Annotated in this window: 12 protein-coding genes; 5 read left to right on the plus strand and 7 right to left on the minus strand. The window is 74.3% G+C overall.

What is annotated here, in order from left to right; translation table 11 throughout:
* Positions 1-789 carry an SAM-dependent methyltransferase gene (locus ACFZAU_RS15625; protein ID WP_500552592.1) on the minus strand — a complete coding sequence of 263 codons (789 nt, stop codon included), beginning with the start codon at positions 787-789 and terminating at the stop codon, positions 1-3.
* 675 nt (positions 790-1,464) lie between these two features.
* Here ACFZAU_RS15625 and ACFZAU_RS15630 point away from each other — a divergent pair.
* Positions 1,465-5,070: a S8 family serine peptidase gene (locus tag ACFZAU_RS15630; RefSeq protein ID WP_500552593.1), complete on the plus strand. Its 3,606-nt coding sequence runs from the start codon at positions 1,465-1,467 to the stop codon at positions 5,068-5,070.
* 473 nt (positions 5,071-5,543) lie between these two features.
* Complete coding sequence (locus ACFZAU_RS15635) at positions 5,544-8,975, plus strand: CARDB domain-containing protein (protein ID WP_500552594.1); 3,432 nt, start codon at positions 5,544-5,546, stop codon at positions 8,973-8,975.
* On the opposite strand, the gene ACFZAU_RS15640 is transcribed toward ACFZAU_RS15635, so the two are convergent.
* Positions 8,937-9,746, minus strand: coding sequence for a class I SAM-dependent methyltransferase (locus ACFZAU_RS15640; protein WP_500552595.1), 810 nt, complete (start codon positions 9,744-9,746; stop codon positions 8,937-8,939). The two genes, ACFZAU_RS15635 and ACFZAU_RS15640, sit on opposite strands and share 39 nt — an antisense overlap.
* Positions 9,747-9,980: 234 nt before the next feature.
* Here ACFZAU_RS15640 and ACFZAU_RS15645 point away from each other — a divergent pair, with 234 nt between their 5' ends.
* Both ACFZAU_RS15645 and ACFZAU_RS15650 read left to right on the plus strand, forming a co-directional pair.
* Positions 9,981-11,198: a lycopene cyclase family protein gene (locus ACFZAU_RS15645; RefSeq protein ID WP_500552596.1), complete on the plus strand. Its 1,218-nt coding sequence runs from the start codon at positions 9,981-9,983 to the stop codon at positions 11,196-11,198.
* Positions 11,189-12,760, plus strand: coding sequence for an FAD-dependent oxidoreductase (locus tag ACFZAU_RS15650; protein WP_500552597.1), 1,572 nt, complete (start codon positions 11,189-11,191; stop codon positions 12,758-12,760). Before ACFZAU_RS15645 ends, ACFZAU_RS15650 begins: the two co-directional genes overlap by 10 nt.
* Positions 12,761-12,797: 37 nt before the next feature.
* Here the strand turns inward: ACFZAU_RS15650 and ACFZAU_RS15655 are convergent, their stop codons facing one another.
* From ACFZAU_RS15655 to ACFZAU_RS15675, 5 genes are all read right to left on the minus strand, one after another.
* Complete coding sequence (locus ACFZAU_RS15655) at positions 12,798-13,814, minus strand: Rieske (2Fe-2S) protein (protein WP_500552598.1); 1,017 nt, start codon at positions 13,812-13,814, stop codon at positions 12,798-12,800.
* Positions 13,811-14,812 (minus strand): phytoene/squalene synthase family protein, encoded by a 1,002-nt coding sequence (locus ACFZAU_RS15660; RefSeq protein ID WP_500552599.1) that lies wholly within the window; start codon positions 14,810-14,812, stop codon positions 13,811-13,813. Before ACFZAU_RS15660 ends, ACFZAU_RS15655 begins: the two co-directional genes overlap by 4 nt.
* Positions 14,809-16,326 carry a phytoene desaturase family protein gene (gene crtI / locus ACFZAU_RS15665; RefSeq protein WP_500552600.1) on the minus strand — a complete coding sequence of 506 codons (1,518 nt, stop codon included), beginning with the start codon at positions 16,324-16,326 and terminating at the stop codon, positions 14,809-14,811. The genes ACFZAU_RS15660 and crtI overlap by 4 nt, the downstream gene beginning before the upstream one ends.
* A 43-nt stretch (positions 16,327-16,369) precedes the next feature.
* Positions 16,370-17,470, minus strand: a complete 1,101-nt coding sequence (locus tag ACFZAU_RS15670) for a polyprenyl synthetase family protein (protein WP_500552601.1) — start codon at positions 17,468-17,470, stop codon at positions 16,370-16,372.
* A gap of 364 nt (positions 17,471-17,834) precedes the next feature.
* Entirely contained in the window at positions 17,835-19,289 is a 1,455-nt protein-coding gene (locus ACFZAU_RS15675; RefSeq protein WP_500552602.1) for an MFS transporter, read from the minus strand.
* 164 nt (positions 19,290-19,453) lie between these two features.
* Between ACFZAU_RS15675 and ACFZAU_RS15680 the strand changes: the two genes are divergently transcribed.
* Positions 19,454-19,894 carry a MarR family winged helix-turn-helix transcriptional regulator gene (locus ACFZAU_RS15680; protein ID WP_499606779.1) on the plus strand — a complete coding sequence of 147 codons (441 nt, stop codon included), beginning with the start codon at positions 19,454-19,456 and terminating at the stop codon, positions 19,892-19,894.
* Positions 19,895-19,933 lie beyond the last annotated feature (39 nt).

The raw sequence follows: 19,933 nt of genomic DNA on the forward strand, positions 1-19,933 counted from the left end.
TCAGGGGACGCGGGCGACTCCGGCGTAGATTCCGCTGTCCTCAGGGGCCGGCGCCTGCGGCGGCCTGAACCACTCCGGGGCCGTCACCAGGCCGGGGGCGACCATGTCCAGCCCGTCGAAGAAGCGGGCGACCTCCGGACGGGTGCGGAAGGCGAGGCGGATGCCGCCCTTGGCGTACTCGGCGGTGACGTGCGCCGCGAGCTCCGGCTGGAGGTCCGACGCGGCGTGCGACAGGACGAGGTGGCTGCCCGGGGCCAGGGCGGACAGCAGGGTGCGCACGATGGCGTGGGCGTCCTGTTCGCCGGGAACGAAGTGCAGCAGCGCGACGAGCGAGAGCGCGACGGGTCGTGTGAGGTCCAGGACGCCGCGGGCGTGCTCCACGATCTCCTCCGGCCGGCGGACGTCGGCCTGGAGGAAGTCCGTGACGCCTTCGGGACGGCCGGCCAGCAGCGCCTGTGCGTGGTGCAGCACCAGGGGGTCGTTGTCGGTGTAGACGACCTTCGCCGCCGGCGTCACGCGCTGGACGATCTGGTGCAGGTTGGGTTCGGTGGGGATGCCCGAGCCGATGTCGAGGAACTGGTCGACGCCCTGCGCGGCGAGCCAGGCGGCGGCCCGCTGCATGAACTGCCGGTTCTGCCGCGCCGCGTCACGCGCCTCGGGCGGCAGCTTCCCGCCCACGGCCTCGTCGGCGGGGTAGTTGTCGCTGCCGCCCAGCAGCCAGTCGTAGACGCGTGCCGGGTGGGCCCGGCCGGTGTCGATCCGCGGAGGATGGGGGGTGCCGGTCGTCATGACGGACTCCGTCGCGCGAGGGGGGCCGGTCGTGCTGTCGGTCCCGGCAGTCTCGCACACCAACCAGCCTGCGGACCGGGCAGTTGACGCGTACGGCCGGGTCCGCCCGGGTCTTTGGCCCCACAAATGGCGACATCTTCGGGCGCTCCCGAATTCACGCCACATCGGCGCGATCATTGATTTCCGCGCACAGCGGTCCCGTCGAAACTTTCGCTGAGGGCGGGACCCGCCCCCCACCGCACGCCGCATTCCTTTGTTTCCGGCGAGTGAACTGCCCGGGCGCTCTTCCACACGCCGGCCGGGGCAATATCCGTTGGGTATACCAGCAGGTGAACGGGGTTCCTGAGCTCACGTCAGAATACGTCTCGGCAATCGACGCCATCCGCCTGGAAAGCACAGAAGGCTACAGTCCGTTAGTGCGGAGTTCAAGTGCTTTACACGGCCTCTTCGTTGGTGATCAGATTCCTCCGATCATCCACTCTGGAGGGCAATGTGAGACCCCGTTTCCCCCGAAGATACGCAGCGGCGACAGCCACCGCTCTCGTCGCCGCTCTCGTGAGCCCTGGAGCCGCGCACAGCGCCTCCCCCTCCGCGACGGACACCGCGACATCCGCGGCGGCCACGGACCGACGCCCGCCCGCGACGGTCACGTTGATCACCGGCGACAAGGTGACGGTGGCTCAGGCACCCCAGGGCAACGCCCCGGCGGTACAGGTCGAGCGCGCACCGGGGGCCACCGGCTCCGTGCGGGTCGCCACGGAGGGCGGGGACACCTATGTGTACCCGGACGAGGCGTTGGCGTACATCGCCGCCGGACGCCTCGACAAGCAGCTGTTCAACGTCACACAGCTGGTTGCCCAGGGCTACGACGACGGGCACCTGAGCGCGCTGCCCCTCATCGTCACGCGCGCCGAGGGCTCCGCCGCCCTCAAGGCCCGCGCCGAACTGCCCGGGGCGCGGACCACACTCAGCCTTCCTTCCGTCGGCGGCGAGGCGGTGCGCGCCGAGCGGTCGAAGGCCGCCGGCTTCTGGGCGGCACTCACCGGCTCCGGACGGGACGGCGGGCAGTCGTCGGCACGGCCGGCCCCGCAGCCCGAGGGCGCCGCGGCGGAGCCGCGCTTCTCGGCCGGCGTCGACCAGGTGTGGCTGGACGGCCGGGCGAAGGCGACGCTGGCCGACACCACGGCGCAGGTCGGCGCGCCCGCCGCCTGGGCCGCGGGCGGCACGGGGGCGGGGGTGCGGGTCGCCGTCCTGGACAGCGGGGTGGACGCCGGCCATCCCGACCTGGTGGACCGCGTCGTGGCGACCCGCAGCTTCGTGGGGGGTGACGGCGTCGTCGACCGGAACGGGCACGGCACCCACACGGCGTCCACCGTGGCCGGCACCGGCGCCGCCTCGGACGGCAAGGAGCAGGGGGTCGCCCCCGGCGCCGACCTGGTCGTCGGCAAGGTCCTCGGCGACAACGGATCGGGGACCGTGTCCGGGATCATCGCCGGCATGGAGTGGGCGGTGCGGACCGAGCACGCCAAGGTCGTCAGCATGAGCCTGGGCGTCAGCGGCTGGCACACCCAGGACGATCCGATGAGCCAGGCCGTGAACCGGCTGAGCGCCGAGACCGGTGCGCTCTTCGTCGTCGCCGCGGGGAACGACGGGCCCGCGGCCTACAGCCTCGCCGCGCCGGGGACGGCCGACGCCGCGCTCACCGTGGGCGCGGTCGACGCGTCCGACCACCTCGCCGAGTTCTCCAGCGCCGGCCCGCGCATGAACGGCGACGCCCTCAAGCCCGACATGACCGCCCCCGGCGTGGACGTGCTGGCGGCTCGCTCGCAGTACATGGAGTGGGGCGAGGGCTACTACCGGGTCGACAGCGGCACCTCCATGGCCACGCCCCACGTCGCCGGGGCGGCCGTGCTCCTGGCGCAGAAGCACCCGCTCTGGACGGGACAGCGGATCAAGGACGCCCTGATGGGCACCAGCGTCCCGACCCCCGGCTACAGCCCCTACCAGGCCGGGACCGGCCGGCTGGACGTGGCCGCCGCGTACACCGAGGACGCGGTCGTGGCGACCGGATCGGTCGACGCGGGGCTCGTCCGGTGGGCGCCCGGTGCGCAGCGGCCGCCGGTCAAGCGGAAGATCACCTACACCAACACCACCGCCCGCCCCGTCACGTTGCGGCTCTCCGTCGACCGCGGCGACTCCCCGGCGGGGGTGTTCGCGCTCTCCGGCGACCGGATCACGGTGCCGGCGAACGGCACGGCCACGGCCGAGGTCGTGGCGAACGCCCAGGGCCTGGCGGCGGGCCAGTACGCCGCGCTCGTCACCGCACGCCACGCGGGCGGTGAGCTGCACACAGCGGCGGGGATCTCCGTCGAGTCCGAAAAGCACGACCTTACGGTCCGGCTGAAGGACCGTGACGGCCGTCCCGTGAGCGGCGAGATCGAGGTCAGGAGCGCGGACGGCACGTCCACCTACCTGTGGGTCCCCGACGGATCGCTCACCAGCCGCTGGGCGCCGGGCACCTACATGGTCTCGTCGCTGGCGGACGTACGGGGCCTGGGCGGACGCCACTCCCTCGGCCTCGCGGTGCTGACGGCCCCCGAGGTCGAGCTCACCGGCGACCGCGTCGTGGAACTGGACGCCTCGCGCGCCCGCCAGGTGAAGGTGGCGACGCCCCGGCCGACCGGCGTCGTGAGCAGCAGGATCGACCTGTACCGGTCCTTCACCTCCGCCACCCCCACGCCCGGTGACGCCAACGCGCTGCGCGAGCGGATCTGGCCCTCGGCCGTCTACGACAGCCTGTGGGCGCTGCCGACCAAGGACACGGTGCGCAAGGGCAGTTTCGCCTTCACCACCCGCATCCGCGCCGAGCAGACGCCGCTGGCGATCACCTACCGGGGCCGGCACCTCGACGACGCCCTCGTGCAGCCCGGCTCCCGGCCGATGCGGGACGGCACCTCGCACCTGGACGCCGTCTTCGCCGGCACCGGCTCACAGGCCGAGTACGCCGGGGTGTCCGCACGCGGCCGGGCCGTGGTGGTCCGCGGCAGCGACGCCGTGGCCCCCGCCGACCAGGCGGCCGCGGCGCAGGCCGCCGGTGCGGCGCTGCTCGTGGTGGTCAACGACCGCGAGGGGCGCAAGAGCGACTGGTACGGGGACCCGGACCAGGTGACGACCGGACAGGTCCCGGTCGCGTCCCTGACCCTGGACGAGGGCGAGGAGCTGATCGGGGAGATCGCCGGAGCGGGCGGGAAGGGCGTACGGCTCGCCGTCGAGGCGCATCCCGCGCCGGCGTACCTGTACGACCTGGTCGACCAGCACCTCGGCAAGGTGCCCGCGGACCCGTCCGCCAGGACGGACGCCCGGAGTCTCGCCCGCGTCGACGTCGACTTCACCCCGCCCCCGGGGCGGCGGGTCGTCGAGTCTCGGCTGGACTTCCCCTCCTACGACTACCCGCCGTACAAGGGGTTCTCGCCCAACGCGCTCCCCGCCGAGACGGCCGCCCCCGGGCGCCGCACCGAGTGGGTCACCGCGGGCGTCCAGTGGCAGCAGAACGCCGCACTGGACGGCTGGGGCAGTTCGTCCACCGACCTGGTGACCTACCGGCCGGGCAGCGTGCACGAGGACCGCTGGTACGGGCCGATCACGCGGCCCCGCATGATCACCTCCGATCTCCCCTACCGCGGCGAGAACGCGATGAGCGCCTACATCCAGGGCTTCGGCGACGCGGGTTCGGCGCACAGCGGCGGATCGGGCATGTACCAGGCGATCTCGTTCTACCAGGGCGACCGGGAGCTGTCCCGGATGGAGGGCTACCCCTGGTTCGGCGTCGGTGACCTGGCGCCGGAGCCGCTCCCCTACCGGCTGGTCGTCGACACCAAGGGCGACCCCGGGCTCAGCCCGTACTCGACAGCCACCCGCACCGAGTGGCGCTTCACCTCGGGCGCCCCTAAGGACGTCCAGGCCGTCCCCCTGGTGCAGTTGGACTACGGCACGGAGCTGGACGCCGAGGGCAGGGCGGAGCGCGGGTCGGAACTCGCCGTCACCCCGGTGGTCCTCGGGAGCTCGGCCGCGGCGGACGCGGTCTCCTCCGTCCGGCTCGACGTCTCCTACGACGACGGGGTCACCTGGGTGCGGCAGGCACTGAAGGAGAAGAAGGGAACCTGGCGCGCGGCTCTCGACGCGCCGGGCCGGGCCGGCTACGTGTCGATCCGCGTCACCGCGGAGCAGCGCAACGGCGGCGGCGTCACCCAGACCGTCACCCGGGCCTTCGGCCTGCGGTGACGTCCTGACGGGCCGGTGCCCGGCACGACCACGTGCCGGGTACCGGCCTTTCGCATGCCCGAAGCCAGCGATCTTGCGTAGAGCACTCAATAAATTGCGTTGCGCTCGCGGACGCGATGCCCCGAAGCCGCGCCTCGGCACGGCACCTTGGCGGATCTGCCAGGATCGACGCCGCCACCGCGCACGCTCCGTCGTACGCAAGCGCTCCGCAAGCGACGCAAACGCCAACGGATGCCAACTGCGCCCGGATTACAAGCTGTTGACAAATCCGAGACGCCCGAGAAACCTAATGACGCGCTTTCCGCAAGAAGTTGACTTCCTGACTCAATTGGCGTGCATGGCCGGCTCTCCCGACGGAGCGGCCCTCCCCGGTCACTCCTTCCCCTGCTCCCGCTGCACCTCGCGCTCTCCCCGGTTCCTCCTCGCCCGCCGCCCGCCGCGCGCCCCGCCCCCCCCACGGAATAGAGGACCCCATGCGTTGGAGACCCCTCGGCCGACGGTCGCTGTCCGCCGCCGCCCTGGCCGGGCTCACGACCCTCGCGCTGCTGCCGCTGTCCGCCCCCGCGGCGGCTGCCCCCACCGCCTCGGACGTCGCCGCCGCCGACGTCAACCTCGCGCTCGGCCGCCCCGCGACCGCGGGCGGCTCCCACGGCGAGTACCCGGCCGGGAACACCACCGACGGCACCCAGGCCTCCTACTGGGAGGGCCCGGCCGGCTCCTTCCCCCAGTGGGTGCAGGTCGACCTCGGCGCGACCCGCGGCGTCGACCGGATCGTGCTGAAGCTGCCCTCCGGATGGGAGACCCGGACCGAGACGCTGTCCCTGCAGGGCAGCACCAACGGCACCTCGTTCAGCACGCTCGCCGCCTCGGCGGGGCGGGTGTTCAACCCGGCGCAGGCCAACACCGTCGCGGTGGACCTGGCCTCGCCCACCGACGCCCGCTACGTCCGTGTGAACGTCACCGGCAACACCGGCTGGAACGCCGCCCAGTTGTCGGAGCTGGAGGTGTACGGCGAGGACGGCGGCCCGACCGACCCTCCGCCCACCGGCACCAACCTGGCGCGCAACAAACCCGTCGAGGCGACCTCCTCGGTGCAGAACTTCGTCGCCGCCAACGCCACCGACGACTCCACGTCCACCTACTGGGAGGCGGCCGGCCACCCGGCGGACCTCACCGTCAAGCTCGGCTCGGCCGCGGACGTCACCGGTGTCGTGGTCAAGCTCAACCCCGACCCGGTGTGGGCGGCCCGCACCCAGGCCGTCCAGGTGCTGGGCCGCGCGCCGTCCGCGACCGGCTTCACCTCGCTGCGCGACCGCGCCGACTACACCTTCAACCCCGGCAGCGGCAACTCGGTGACCATCCCGGTCAGCGGCCGCTGGGAGGACGTACGGCTGCGGTTCTCCGCCAACTCCGGCGCGCCCGGCGGTCAGGTGGCGGAGTTCCAGGTCGTCGGCACCGCAGCTCCCGCGCCCGACCTCACCGTGACGGGCCTGAGCTGGACGCCCGCCACCCCGTCCGAGCGCGACGCGGTCACCGTGAACGCCGGGGTCCGCAACGCCGGCACCGCGCGCTCGGCGGCGACGACCGTGGACGTGAACGTGGAGGGCACGCTCGCCGGGTCCGCCGCGGTACCTGCCCTCGACCCGGGCGAGTCCGCCGGCGTCGCCGTCGCCACCGGCACCCGCGCGGCCGGCAGCTACGCGGTCTCCGCGGTCGTCGACCCGCGCAACACCGTGGCCGAGCTGGACGACAGCAACAACAGCCGCAACGCCGCGGACCGGCTGGTCGTCGGCCAGGCCCCCGGACCGGACCTCGAGGTCACCGGCATCACCACCAACCCGGCCAATCCGGCGGTGGGTTCGGCCGTATCCTTCACCGTCGCCGTGCACAACCGCGGCACGACCGCCGCGGCGGCCGGCTCTGTGACCCGGCTGCAGGCCGGCTCCACCACGCTGAACGGCACGACCGGCCAGGTCACGGCGGGAGCGACGGTGAACGTGGCGATCAGCGGCACCTGGACGGCGACCGCGGGCGGCGCCACCCTCACGGCCACCGCGGACGCCACCGGCGCGGTCGCCGAGACGAACGAGAACAACAACGTGCTCGCCAAGCCCCTCGTCGTCGGGCGCGGCGCGGCCGTGCCGTACACCGAGTACGAGGCGGAGAACGGCCGCTACCAGGGCACCCTGCTCACGGCGGACGCCAAGCGGACCTTCGGGCACACCAACTTCGCCACCGAGTCATCCGGCCGCAGGTCCGTCCGCCTCGACTCCGGCGGCCAGTACGTCGAGTTCACCTCCACCACGCCCACCAACTCCATCGTGGTGCGCAACTCCGTCCCCGACGCCCCGGGCGGCGGCGGATCGGACGCCACGATCAGCCTCTACGCCGATGGCACGTTCGTGCAGAAGCTGTCCCTGTCCTCCAAGCACAGCTGGCTGTACGGCAGCACCGACGACCCGGAGGGGCTCACCAACCGGCCCGGCGGCGACGCACGGCGGCTGTTCGACGAGTCGCACGCGCTGCTGTCGCGCAGCTACCCGCAGGGCACCACCTTCCGCCTGCAGCGTGACGCGGGCGACTCGGCGGCCTACTACGTCATCGACCTGATCGACCTGGAGCAGGTCGCCGCCCCGCTGAGCAAGCCGGCCAACTGCACGTCGATCACCGAGTACGGCGCCGTCCCCGGCGACGGGCTCGACGACACCGACGCCATCCAGCGGGCGGTCACCGCCGACCAGAACGGCCAGATCACCTGCGTGTGGATCCCGGCCGGGCAGTGGCGCCAGGAGCAGAAGATCCTCACCGACGACCCGCTCAACCGCGGCCAGTACAACCAGGTCGGCATCAGGGACGTCACCATCCGCGGCGCGGGCATGTGGCACTCCCAGCTCTACACCCTGACCCCGCCGCAGAACGCGGGCGGCATCAACCACCCGCACGAGGGCAACTTCGGCTTCGACATCGACGACAACACCCAGATCTCCGACATCGCCATCTTCGGCTCGGGCACGATCCGCGGCGGCGACGGCAACGCCGAGGGCGGCGTCGGCCTCAACGGGCGCTTCGGCAAGGACACGAAGATCACCAACGTGTGGATCGAGCACGCCAACGTGGGCGTCTGGGCCGGCCGCGACTACTCCAACATCCCCGAGCTGTGGGGCCCCGGCGACGGGCTGGAGTTCTCCGGGGTGCGGATCCGCGACACCTACGCCGACGGCATCAACTTCGCCAACGGCACCCGCAACTCCACCGTCTTCAACTCCTCCTTCCGCAACACCGGCGACGACGCGCTGGCGGTCTGGGCCAGCAAGTACGTCAAGGACACCTCCGTCGACGTCGGCCACGACAACCACTTCAGGAACAACACCGTCCAACTGCCCTGGCGTGCCAACGGCATCGCGGTCTACGGCGGCTACGGCAACACCATCGAGAACAACATCGTCTCCGACACGATGAACTACCCGGGCATCATGCTCGCCACCGACCACGACCCGATCCCGTTCTCCGGGCAGACGCTCATCTCGGGCAACGCCCTGTACCGGGCCGGCGGCGCGTTCTGGGGCGAGGCGCAGGAGTTCGGCGCCATCACGCTCTTCGCCCAGGGCACGGACATCCCGGGCGTGACCATCCGGGACACCGAGATCCACGACTCGACCTACGACGGCATCCAGTTCAAGACCGGCGGCGGCACGATGCCCGGCGTCAAGGTCACCGACGTCCGCATCGACAACTCCGTGAACGGCTCCGGCATCCTCGCGATGAGCGGCGCCCGCGGCAGTGCCACCCTGACCAACGTCACGATCACGAACTCGGCCCAGGGCAGCGTACTGATCGAGCCCGGCTCCCAGTTCACGATCAGCGGCTCACCGAACGGCGCGGCCTCCGCGCGCAGGTCCCTCTGAGAGCGGCGGGGTCCCCGGCTCCCCCGGAGCCGGGGACCCCGCCCGGTGCCGGACCGGCCCGGCGACCGGCGCCCGCGCCACGAACGTGTGCACGACGCCGGTCTGCCAGCCGGGCAGGGGCAGCACCCGGACCTGCGTGAATCCCGCCCGCCGCAGCCGTTCGGCGAAGACGTTGGCGGTGTCGAAGGCGAGGACGCTGCGCCACAGGTGCTCGTACAGGGAGCGGTCCCCGGTCAGCCGGGCGACGGGCAGCAGCAGCCCCCGGCACACCGCCGTCCACACCGCGCGATGGCGCGGCCTGCCGCTGAGGGTGTACTCGTGGATCGCGATGCGCCCGCCGGGGGCCAGCGCGTCCCGCACCCGGGCGAGGACCAGATCGGTGTCGGCCACGTTGCGGAAGAGGTAGGCGGCGAACACCGCGTCGAAAGGACCGGCGGCCCCGGCTTCCGCCAGCCGCTCGGCAGGGGCGTGGACGAACGTCACGCCGGGACCCCACCGTTTGGCGGCCGCCATCCGGAGCATGCCCGCCGAGGCGTCGACCGCGGTGATCCGGGCCCGCGGGGCCGCGGTGAGCAGCGCCGCGGTGGACGCGCCGGTGCCGCACCCCAGGTCCAGCAGCCGCATCCCCGACCCGCCGGCGGGCAGTCGCAGCCGCCGGGCCGACCGCCGCAGATGGGCGTGGTAGCCCGGATTGGCGGCGACCATCCGGTCGTAGAGCGTGGCCGCGTGGTCGAACGCGGACGCGAGTTCACCATCGTGCATCACGGTCATGACGGGCTCCTGCGCTGCCGGGACTGCCGGACGGGACTGCGGGACGGGACGGACGCGCTCCGCGCCCGGCCGCTGCCCATCCCACCCCGCCCCACCGCGCCGCGCACCCCGGCGCGGCCCGTCCACGGACGGGTCAACAACCGCGTGTCCGGCCCGGCCGTCGTCCCCGCGGGCCGCGGGAGCGGCGATCATCGCCACAACCGCTGCGCACGCACCACCGTCCGGGAGGATCCGTTGACCGAGGCCGGAGTCCGCGGCGCCGCCGACGTCGTGATCGTCGGGGCGGGCGCCGCCGGACTGTCCCTGGCGCACCGTCTGACGACCGCGCCGGGCCCGGACGGCCGCCCCGCGTCGATCGTGCTCGTCGAGCCCCCGGCGGGCTCCCCCGTGCTCTCGCCGGCACGCACCTGGTGCTCCTGGGCGGACGGGCGGGACGAATTCGACGACCTGGTCGCCGCCCGCTGGCACCGGCTGCGGATCACCGCCAGGGACGGGCGCCGCGTGTCGTTCACGTCCCCGCGCGCGTACCGCATGATCCGTTCGGCCGACTTCCTCCACGGGGTCGGCGCGCTGCTCGCCGGCCGGCCCGGCGTACGCAGGGTCGAGGCGACCGTGGACGAGGTGCGCGACGTGCCGGGCGGCGCCGAGGTCCTCGGCCGCGACGCCGAGGGCCGTCCGGTCCGGCTGCGTGCCCGCTGGGCCTTCGACTCGCGGCCCCCGGGCGAACTGCCGCCCGCCCGCACCACGCTCCTGCAGCACTTCAGGGGCTGGTTCGTCACCACCGGCAGCGACCGCTTCGAGCCCGGCGTGGCCGACCTGATGGACTTCCGCACCCCCCAGCCCGCGCACGGCCTGTCCTTCGCCTACGTGCTGCCCTTCACACCGCGCGAGGCACTGGTGGAGTACACCGAGTTCTCCGCCGCGCCGCTGACCGGGCCCGCCTACGACGCGGCGCTGGAGGAGTACGTGCACCGCGTGTGGCGGCCGGACGGCCATGTGGTCACCGCGGTCGAGCAGGGGGTCATCCCCATGACGGACGGCCGGTTCCCCCGGTCCGCGGGAGAGAGCGTGTTCCGCATCGGGGTGGCCGGTGGCGCCACCCGGCCCTCCACGGGCTACGCCTTCGCGGCCATCCAGCGGCAGTCGGCCGCGGTGGCCGCCGCCTGGCACGCCGGCCGGAACCCGCGGCCACCGGTGCCGCACGCGGGCCGCCACCGCCTCATGGACGCCGTCATGCTGCGCGCCCTGGCGACCGGCCGGGCCGGCGGGGCGGCGTTCTTCGAGGGCCTGTTCCGGCGCAATCCCCCGGAGCGGGTCCTGCGCTTCCTCGACGGCACGTCGACCCTGCGCGACGAATGGGCCATCGGCATGGGCACGCCGGTGCCCGCCATGCTGCGCTCGCTGCTGGAACTCCCGCTGGTCCCGCGACGAAAGGCCACCGCATGCCCATGAACCCCCCGTGCCAGCCGACCCGTCCCGGCCGCGACCGCAGGGCCGTGCTGTGGCCGGCGCGAGGCGGTGCCGCCCGGGTGCCCGCGCCCGCTCCCCGCGCGGCCGTGGTGGGCGGCGGGATCGCCGGGATCGCGGCCGCCGTCGCGCTCGCCGAACGCGGTGTGCGCGTCGACCTGCTGGAACGGGAGGAGACCCTCGGCGGCCGGGCGGCCGGATGGCGGACCGCTCTGGCCGACGGCCGGCAGGTCACGATGAGCCGGGGCTTCCACGCCTTCTTCCGCCAGTACTACAACCTCCGCGCGTTGCTCCGCCGGGCCGACCCGGGCCTTCACCGGCTGCGGCCGCTCGCCGACTACCCGCTGCAGCGCGCCACCGGCGCCCGCGACGGCTTCCGCCACGTGCCGCGCACACCGCCCTGGAGCGTGCTGGGCTTCGTCGCGCTCAGCCCCGCCTTCGGGTGGTCGAGCCTGCCCCGGATGAACCCGCGGGCCGCCCTGCCGCTGCTCGACGTACGCGTGCCCGAGGTGTACGAGCGGCTCGACGGGGTGAGCGCGTCCGCCTTCCTTGACGAGGTCCGGTTCCCGGAGGACGCCCGCGACCTCGCCTTCGAGGTGTTCTCCCGCAGCTTCTTCGCCGATCCGAAGGAGCTGTCCGCCGCGGAACTGGTGCTGATGTTCCACATCTACTTCCTGGGATCCTCCGAAGGACTGCTGTTCGACGTGCCCGGCGAGCCCTACCCGCAGGCGCTCTGGGAACCGCTGGCCGCGCACCTGTCCGGCCTCGGGGCCCGCGTCCGCACCGGCAGCACCGTCCTGGCCGTGCGCCCCGACGACGAGGGCTTCCGCCTGGCGGTCGCCGCCACCGGTACGCCGTCCCCGGCGCCGGAGGAGCACCGCTACGACGCGGTCGTCCTCGCCCTCGACACGGCCGGCCTGCAGGCCGTGGCCGCGGCGTCGCCCGGTGTGGGGACCGGCGCCTGGCGCGCGGGGGTCGAACGGCTGCGCCAGGCACCGCCGTTCCTGGTCTCGCGCTACTGGCTGGACCGCCCCGTGCAGCAGGACCGGCCGGGGTTCCTGGGGACGAGCGGTTACGGCCCGGTCGACAACGTCAGCGTCCTCAGCCACTGGGAGGGAGAGGCGGCCCGCTGGGCGGCGGCGACCGGCGGCTCGGTCGTGGAACTCCACGCCTACGCGGTCGGCCCGGCCGCCGACCGCGGCTCCGTCCAGGACGCGATGCACCGCGAACTGTCGCGGATCTACCCCGAGTGCGGCGCAGCGGCCGTGGTCGACAGCCGCCACGAATGGCGGTGCGACTGCCCGCTGTTCGCCGTGGGCGGCTACCGGGACCGGCCCACCGTCCGCACGTCCCACCCCCGGCTGGTGCTGGCCGGCGACCACGTGCGGACCGCGCTCCCCGTCGCCCTGATGGAACGGGCGGCCACCACGGGCATGGAGGCGGCGAACGCCCTCCTGGCCACCTGGGGGGTGCGCGGCCACCCGCTGTGGTCGGTCCCGGTCGGTGGCCGCAATCCCGTCATGCGCGCGCTGGCACGCCGGGGCTGACCGCTCCGCGCCGCCCCCGCCGCGCGCCGGCGGGGTCTCAGCCGGGGAACCGGCCCTGGCCGCGCAGGGCGTAGCGGCGCTCGGCGTAGGCGAGGTCGTCGCGCCACAGGCGGGCCGCGGTGCGCCGCAGCAACGGCCGCAGCAACGGTGCGGCGCGGCGCGCGAGGGTGAAGCCGGGACGCGGTGAGTGGGCGACGACAGCCTCCGTCACGGCGGTGCGCGGCCGTCCGTCGCCGCCGGGGCCGAGCGGGGTGGCGTGGGTCTCGACGACGCTGCCGGCGCCCTCCCCCGAGACGATCCGCATCACCACGGTGCGCGGCCCGGGTGCGGTGAACTCGGCCCGTACCGGGACGCCGAGACGTCCGCGGACCCGGAAGGACACGTCGACCAGGAAGCGGTCCGCTGCGGCGCCGGAGGCGTCCGTGCCGTGGGCGGCGGGCGCCTCGACGACGGTGAGGTCGGCGAAGGAGTGCGAGTGGAACCAGGCTCCGTGCCACGGGTCGAGCCGGTTGGCGACGACGTCCTCGGGCTCGCACCGCCCGGCGACGGTCATGACGGCCGCCAGGGAGGCCGCGGGGGCGGGCCGCACGGGGACGGACGGCGCCGCCGAGGGTTCCTCACCACCGGCGGCGTCGAGGCGCACCCACACCAGCAGGCCGTCGTCGTGGGCCGGGTAGGGCTCCCACCCCGGGTGTCCCGAGGGCTTCAGCGCGAGGCCGTGCCAGTGGCAGACGATCGTGCCGTCCCGTACGAAGCTCTCGCACAGCGGGGCCCCCAGGTGCGGGCAGGCGCCGGGCGCCGCCCGGACCCGCCCCCGCCGGTCGCGCCACAGCACCACTTCGAGCCCCGCCACGGTCCTCCCGGTGACGCGCCGGTCGAGGACCTCGGTACTGGCGGCCACCACGTACCAGTTGCCGGACGGACGCGCCTGGGCGCGCTTGAGCGCGGACGCGATCAGGGCGGGCCTGGCCTCCCGCCAGGTCGGCGGCTGGTCCTGCCACGCGCCGCCGGAGAGCAGGGACAGCGGATGGAACGGGCGGCCGGGGCGGCTCATACGGTCGACTCCTCGGGCGTGTCGGATGCGGTACCGCACGCCACCGTCCGCGGGGACGCCCGGTGGGTGACGCGGCTGGAGACGACGCCGGCGAGACCGCGGGCGGCCTCGCGGACGCGGCGGTGCCGGGGCACGGCCACGCGACGGTGCAGCACCGGGTAGTCCGCGGCCTCGATCTCGTCGAGGATGCCCCGGTAGAGCACCAGGGCCGTCCGGACGCAGGGGCGTGAGACGGGGGCGAGCAGAGGGATGCCTACGGCGGCCCGCAGGTACATCGCCCGGGTGAGGGCGGCGGTCTCCCGCAGGGCGCCGCGGACCCGCGGGTCGGTGGTGCCGCGCCCGCGGCACCAGGTCAGCAGGGCGCGGTCGGCCCCGTGGGCGGCCAAGATGTCGCCGGGGATGTAGACGCGGCCGCGGTCCAGGTCCTCCCCCACGTCGCGCAGGAAGTTGGTGAGCTGGAAGGCGACCCCGAGGGCCGCCGCCGCCGGCGCGGCCTCCTCCCGGGCGGTGACCGTGCCCAGCACCGGCAGCACCTGCAGGCCGATCACCGCCGCCGAACCGTGCATGTAGGCGGCGAGATCGGCGTAGGTGGGGTACGCGGTGACGGTCAGGTCCATCCGCATGGCGGCCATGAAGTCGGTGAACAGCGCGTGGTCGAGCCGGTGCCGGCGGACGGTGTCGGCGAGCGCGGTGACGACCGGGTGGTCCGCCCGGCCGCTGCGCAGCCCGTCCAGCAGCACCGTCTCCAGCGCGGCGAGGTCCCGCGCCCGGGACGCGGGCGCGTCGGCGCGGTGGCCGTCCTCGGCGTCGACGATGTCGTCGGCCCAGCGGGCGAAGCCGTAGAGGGCGTGGACGAAGGGGCGGCGGTCCGGGGTGAGCAGCCGGGTGGCCAGGAAGTAGGTCTTGCCGTGCCGCGCGTTCAGCGCGCGGCAGCGCGTGTAGGCGTCCCGTGTCGCGGGCTCGGTGATCCCGGCGGCGTCGAGTTCGCGGGTGGTCACAGGACGGCCCTCCGCGGCCGCCGCCGTGCCACCGCTCGGTCCCCGGCGATGCGGGCGGCGGCGAGCTTCCCGGAGATCAGCACGGTGGGCACTCCGACGCCCGGCACGGTCCCGCAGCCGGCCAGGACGACGTTCCCGGCGCCGGGGACGAGGTTGCGGGAGCGGAAGGGGCCCGTCTGGGCGAAGGTGTGGGCGGCGGAGAAGGGCGTGCCCGCCGCGTGCCCCGCGGCCGCCCAGTCGGCGGGCGACACCGTGCGCAGGGTCTCGACGGAGGCCTCGAACCCCTCCAGCCCGCGCTTGTCCAGTTCTTCCATCAGGCGGTCCCGGTAGACGGGAGCCAGATGGTCCCAGTCGACGGGGCCGGTGGCCAGGTTGGGGCAGGGGGCGAGGACGTAGTGCAGGTGCCGGCCCTCGGGTGCGAGGGACGGGTCGGTGGTCGTGGGGCGGGTGATCAGGAGCGAGGGGTCGCTCATGAGGCGTCCGAGACGGGTCAGTTCGTCGAAGGTCCGGGTCCAGGCGGCGCCGAAGGAGAGGGTGTGGTGCGCCAGTTGCGGCCAGGTGCGGCGGGTCCCGGCGTGCAGCACGAACGCGGACGGGGACCAGCGCAGCCGTACCGGGCGCCGGGGGACGCGCCCCAGGAGCCGGTGCGCCACCGGCAGGTCGGGCGTGAGCACCACGGCGTCGCAGGGGATGCGTTCGCCCTCGCGGGTGCGGACGGCCGTCACCCTGCCGCCGTGACCGCGTTCGAGGGCGGCGACCTCGCAGCCGTAGCGGAGGTCGGCCCCGGCGTCGGTGGCCTCGGCGGCGAGCCCGCGGGCGACCGCGTGCATGCCGCCGCGCGGGAAGTACACGCCGGCGACGGTGTCCATGTAGGCGATGACGGCGTAGGCGGCCAGTGCCCGGGCGGGCGGCACCCCGGCGTACAGCGCCTGGAAGGAGAACACCCGCTGCAGGCGCTCGTCCCGGACGAAGCGCGCGATGCGCGGCTGGAGCCGGCCGAATCCGCCGAGCGCCGCCAGCCGGGCCAGGTCGGGGGTGAGCAGGGACAGGGGCGAGTCGAAGTTGACGTCGATGAAGCTGCGCATCTGGACCCGGTACAGCTCGCCCAGCCAGGACCGCAGCCGCCGGTACCCCTGTGCCTCGCGCCCGCCCGCGAACCGGGCGACCTCGGCCTCCATCACGTCCGGGTCGGTGTGGACGTCGAGGGCGGAGCCGTCGGCGAACCGCGCGCGGTAGGCGGGCTGCAGCGCCCGCAGTTCCACGCGCGAGGCGAGGGTGCCACCGGTGGCCGCGAACGCCTCTTCGAGGAGGTCGGGCATGGTCAGGACGGTCGGTCCCGTGTCGATGCGGTAGCCCCGCAGTTCGAGCAGGCCCGCGCGGCCCCCGGGTCCCGCGGCGCGTTCCAGTACGGTCACCCGGCGCCCGGCGCCCAGCAGGTGGAGGGTGGCCGCGAGACCGGACAGCCCGGCGCCGACGACGACCACGTGGTCGGTGCGGCCCTGGACGGTCCTCATCGGCGGGCCTCCTCGCGTCCGGGCGCCCGGTGGACGGCGGGCGTCATGCGAGGGCCACCGCGCCGATGCGGCGGGCCAGCCCGGCCAGCGGGCGGATGCCCCGCGGCGCGAGGAGACCGGTCGTCAGGAGGGCCGCGGCCTCGTCGGCCAGCGCGGCGATCCTGGCCTCCACCGCCTGCACCGCGCCCAGTTCCCGCAACAGCCCGCGGAACGCCTTCACCTCCGTCTCGTCCGCGAGGGGGTTGCCGAGCGTGGCACGGACCCGGGCTTCGGCTCCGGGCGAGCCGGACCTGCGGGCCAGTTGCACCGCCACGGCGGTCAGGTAGGTGGGCTTCCCCGATCGGATGTCGTCGCCCGACGGCTTGCCGGTCTCCGCGGGGTCGCCGTAGAGGCCCAACAGGTCGTCACGGAGCTGGAAGGCCAGGCCGGTCCGGCGGCCGAACTCGTGCAGGACCTCGGTGGTGCGGTCGTCCGCGCCTGCGGCGACGGCGCCCACGGCCAGGGGGCGGGCGACGCTGTAGAGGGCGGACTTCAGCTCGGCGGTCCGCAGCGCCGCCTGCGGGTCGTCGGAGCGCTCCGCCTGCAGGCGCAGCTCCATGTGCTGGCCCACCACCATCTCCGAGCGCATGGCCTGCCACAGTTCCTCGACGCGGCGCCGTACGACGGAGTCCATCGGCACCGTCCGGAGCAGGTCTTCGGCCCACACCAGGGCCAGGTCCCCGGCCAGCACCGCCTGGGCGAACCCGTAGGCGGCCGCGTCACCGGACCAGCCGGCCACGCGGTGCTCACCGGCGAAGTGGGCGTGCACCGCGGGCCCGCCGCGCCGGGTGTCCGAACGGTCCATCACGTCGTCGTGGATCAGCGCGCAGGCCTGCAGCAGCTCCAGCGCCGCCCCCAGCCGCACCGGCACCGCGATCCCCTCCCCGGAGGGCGGCCCGCCGGCGCAGAGCCAGCCCCACCACACGCATCGTGCGCGCAGCCGGGCCCCGCCCCGTGAGACGAACTCCGCGAGGACGCCGGCCAGGGCGGCGTCGGCGGGCAGCACACCCGATCCGGTGAGGCGCCGCTCGGCCATGTAGGCGGACAGTTCGGCCTCGACCGCCGCCACCACCTCGGTGTCCGCTCCCGCATCCGAGCTTCCCACGTCGGCCTCTCGGTCGGTGTCCCGGGCGGCCGTGCTCCGCGTGCGAAGACGGCTCCCACTGGCGACCGCTTCCGGCCCCCGCGGCCTCGGAGCCGCGTGCCCGCCGGGAGGACGTCCCCACGGCGGCGCGCGGACACCCCACGGCCCACGGGGATGCGCGGTCGCTCCCGACTCTGGCACCGGCCCCGCTACCGCGCATCCGGGGGCCGTCCGGGTGGGGCCCCGCTCCGGCCGCACGCCCCGCACCCGCGAACCGGCGGAGCGCGGCGCATGACGCCGCGTCGGGCCGCACGCCCGGCGCCGGGCGTGCGAACGTCCGCCCTGCCGCGCGTCGGGGGACGCGCGGCGGGGTGCGGACGGACGGTCAGCCGTCGAGGGCCGCCTTGTGGAGCTCGGGGGCCGGGGCGGCCGCCGCGTCGCCGGACGCGGCGCGGGCGGCCGGGATGGCCGCGGCGACGAGCGCGGCGAGCAGGGCGATGCCGCAGCCGATCACCAGACCGGTGCGGAAGCCGTTCTCGGAGGTGAAGGTGTAGCCGCCCACGGTCGTGGTCATCTGGGAGAGGACGACACCGATGACGGCGGCGCCCACCGAGGTGCCGAGCGAGCGCATCAGGGCGTTGAAGCCGTTGGCCGCGGCGGTCTCCGAGAGCGGGACGGAACCCATGATGAGGGCGGGCATCGACCCGTACGCGAGTCCCACGCCGCTGTTGACGACCATGACCGCCAGCATCAGGCCCCAGGCGGTGCCCGTCAGCAGCAGCGACACACCGTACCCGGCGGCGAGCACCACGGCGCCGCAGATCAGGGTGAACTTGGGGCCGCGGGCGTTGGTCAGCTTTCCGCCGAGGGGGGAGACGATCATCATCATGATGCCGCCCGGCAGGAGCCACAGGCCCGCCGCGAGCATCGACTGGCCGAGGCCGTAGCCGGTCGCCTTCGGGAACTGCAGCAACTGCGGGACGACCAGCATCCCGGCGTACATGCCGAAGCCCACGAAGACCGAGGCGAGGTTGGTGATCAGGACCCGGGGCCGGGCCGTGGTGCGCAGGTCGACCAGCGGGTCGCGGGTGCGCAACTCCCACCAGCCCCAGCCGGCCAGTACGACGACGGCGGCACCGAACAGGCCCAGCGTGGTGCCCGAACCCCAGCCCCAGTCGGCGCCCTTGGACACGGCCAGCAGCAGGCAGACCAGTCCGGCGCCCAGACCGAGCGCGCCGGGCACGTCGAAGCGCTGGCCCTTGGCGCCGGCGGGAACCTCGGGGATGAAGAACCAGATCAGCACCGCGACGACGGCGGCCAGGCCCGCGGACCCCCAGAACAGCACCCGCCAGTCGGCGTACTGGGCGATGGCGGCCGCGATCGGCAGGCCGAGGCCGCCGCCGATGCCCATGGACGCGCTGACCAGGGCGATGGAGGAGCTGAGCTTCTCCGCGGGGACCACGTCGCGGAGCAGGGCGATGCCGAGCGGCACCATGCCCATGCCCATGCCCTGCAGACCCCGTCCGACGATCATCGGCACGACGGAGGACGACAGGGCGCAGACCACCGAGCCGACCACGAGCGGCACCGAACAGACCACCAGCATGGGCCGCTTGCCGACCAGGTCGCCGAGGCGCCCGAAGACGGGCACGCACACGGCCGCCACCAGGAGGGTGGCGGTGATCACCCAGGCGGCGTTCGAGGACGAGGTGTGCAGGATCTGCGGCAGCTCCCCCAGCAGCGGGGTGACCAGCGTCTGCATGATCGCGGCGGTGATGCCGGCGAGGGCCAGCGTGGCGACCACGCCCCCCGTACGGGCTGTGGGTTGTGGGGCGTTCATGACGGCACTCCTCGCCTGGCGGTCGTACGTTCGGGTCGATATGCATCGTACATAGGAAGTGCATCACACACATGATGTGGCTGGTGCACGCCCTGTGCGAGGATGGCAGCGGGCGCCGCAGACGCACAGCGGCGGCCGGGTGAACGGCAGGAGGCGGAAGCGACATGGGCAGGTCCACCCACGAGGTCGAGTACGAGCAGATGCTCCTCAGCCGCCACGAACTGCTGCGCCACAGGTCCGGAACCCTGGACCGCAGCGCCTACATCCTCCTCAGCCGGATCCGGGTCCAGGGGCCGATGTCGATCGGCGAGCTGAGCGAGGCCTTCGCGCTCGACACCTCCACCCTCAACCGGCAGACCGCCGCGGCCATGCGCGCCGGCCTGGTGGAGCGCATCCCCGACCCCGAGGGCGGCATGGCCCGCAAGTTCCGCATCACCGCGCGGGGCGCCGGCCTGCTCGACGAGGAGCGGGACGCCATCATCGGCGGCCTGGACAAGGTCATGGCCGACTGGTCGGACCAGGACATCGCCGCCTTCGCCGGGTACCTCAGGCGCTTCAACACCGACATCGAACGCCTCGCCGGACGGCCCTGGCCCCGCCCCTGACCCGCCGGGCGGCGGGCCGCACCCGCTCGTCGACCCGCA

The sequence above is a fragment of the Streptomyces sp. NPDC008238 genome (assembly GCF_042956445.1).
Lineage (GTDB): Bacteria > Actinomycetota > Actinomycetes > Streptomycetales > Streptomycetaceae > Actinacidiphila.

Excerpts from the sequence above, each read along its gene's own strand:
- ACFZAU_RS15680 (WP_499606779.1), top strand. The coding sequence starts at position 19,454 with ATGGGCAGGTCCACCCACGAGGTCGAGTACGAGCAGATGCTCCTCAGC.
- ACFZAU_RS15655 (WP_500552598.1), bottom strand. The coding sequence starts at position 13,814 with ATGAGCCGCCCCGGCCGCCCGTTCCATCCGCTGTCCCTGCTCTCCGGC.
- ACFZAU_RS15640 (WP_500552595.1), bottom strand. The coding sequence starts at position 9,746 with ATGACCGTGATGCACGATGGTGAACTCGCGTCCGCGTTCGACCACGCG.
- ACFZAU_RS15635 (WP_500552594.1), top strand. The coding sequence starts at position 5,544 with ATGCGTTGGAGACCCCTCGGCCGACGGTCGCTGTCCGCCGCCGCCCTG.
- crtI (WP_500552600.1), bottom strand. The coding sequence starts at position 16,326 with ATGAGGACCGTCCAGGGCCGCACCGACCACGTGGTCGTCGTCGGCGCC.
- ACFZAU_RS15675 (WP_500552602.1), bottom strand. The coding sequence starts at position 19,289 with ATGAACGCCCCACAACCCACAGCCCGTACGGGGGGCGTGGTCGCCACG.
- ACFZAU_RS15650 (WP_500552597.1), top strand. The coding sequence starts at position 11,189 with ATGCCCATGAACCCCCCGTGCCAGCCGACCCGTCCCGGCCGCGACCGC.
- ACFZAU_RS15625 (WP_500552592.1), bottom strand. The coding sequence starts at position 789 with ATGACGACCGGCACCCCCCATCCTCCGCGGATCGACACCGGCCGGGCC.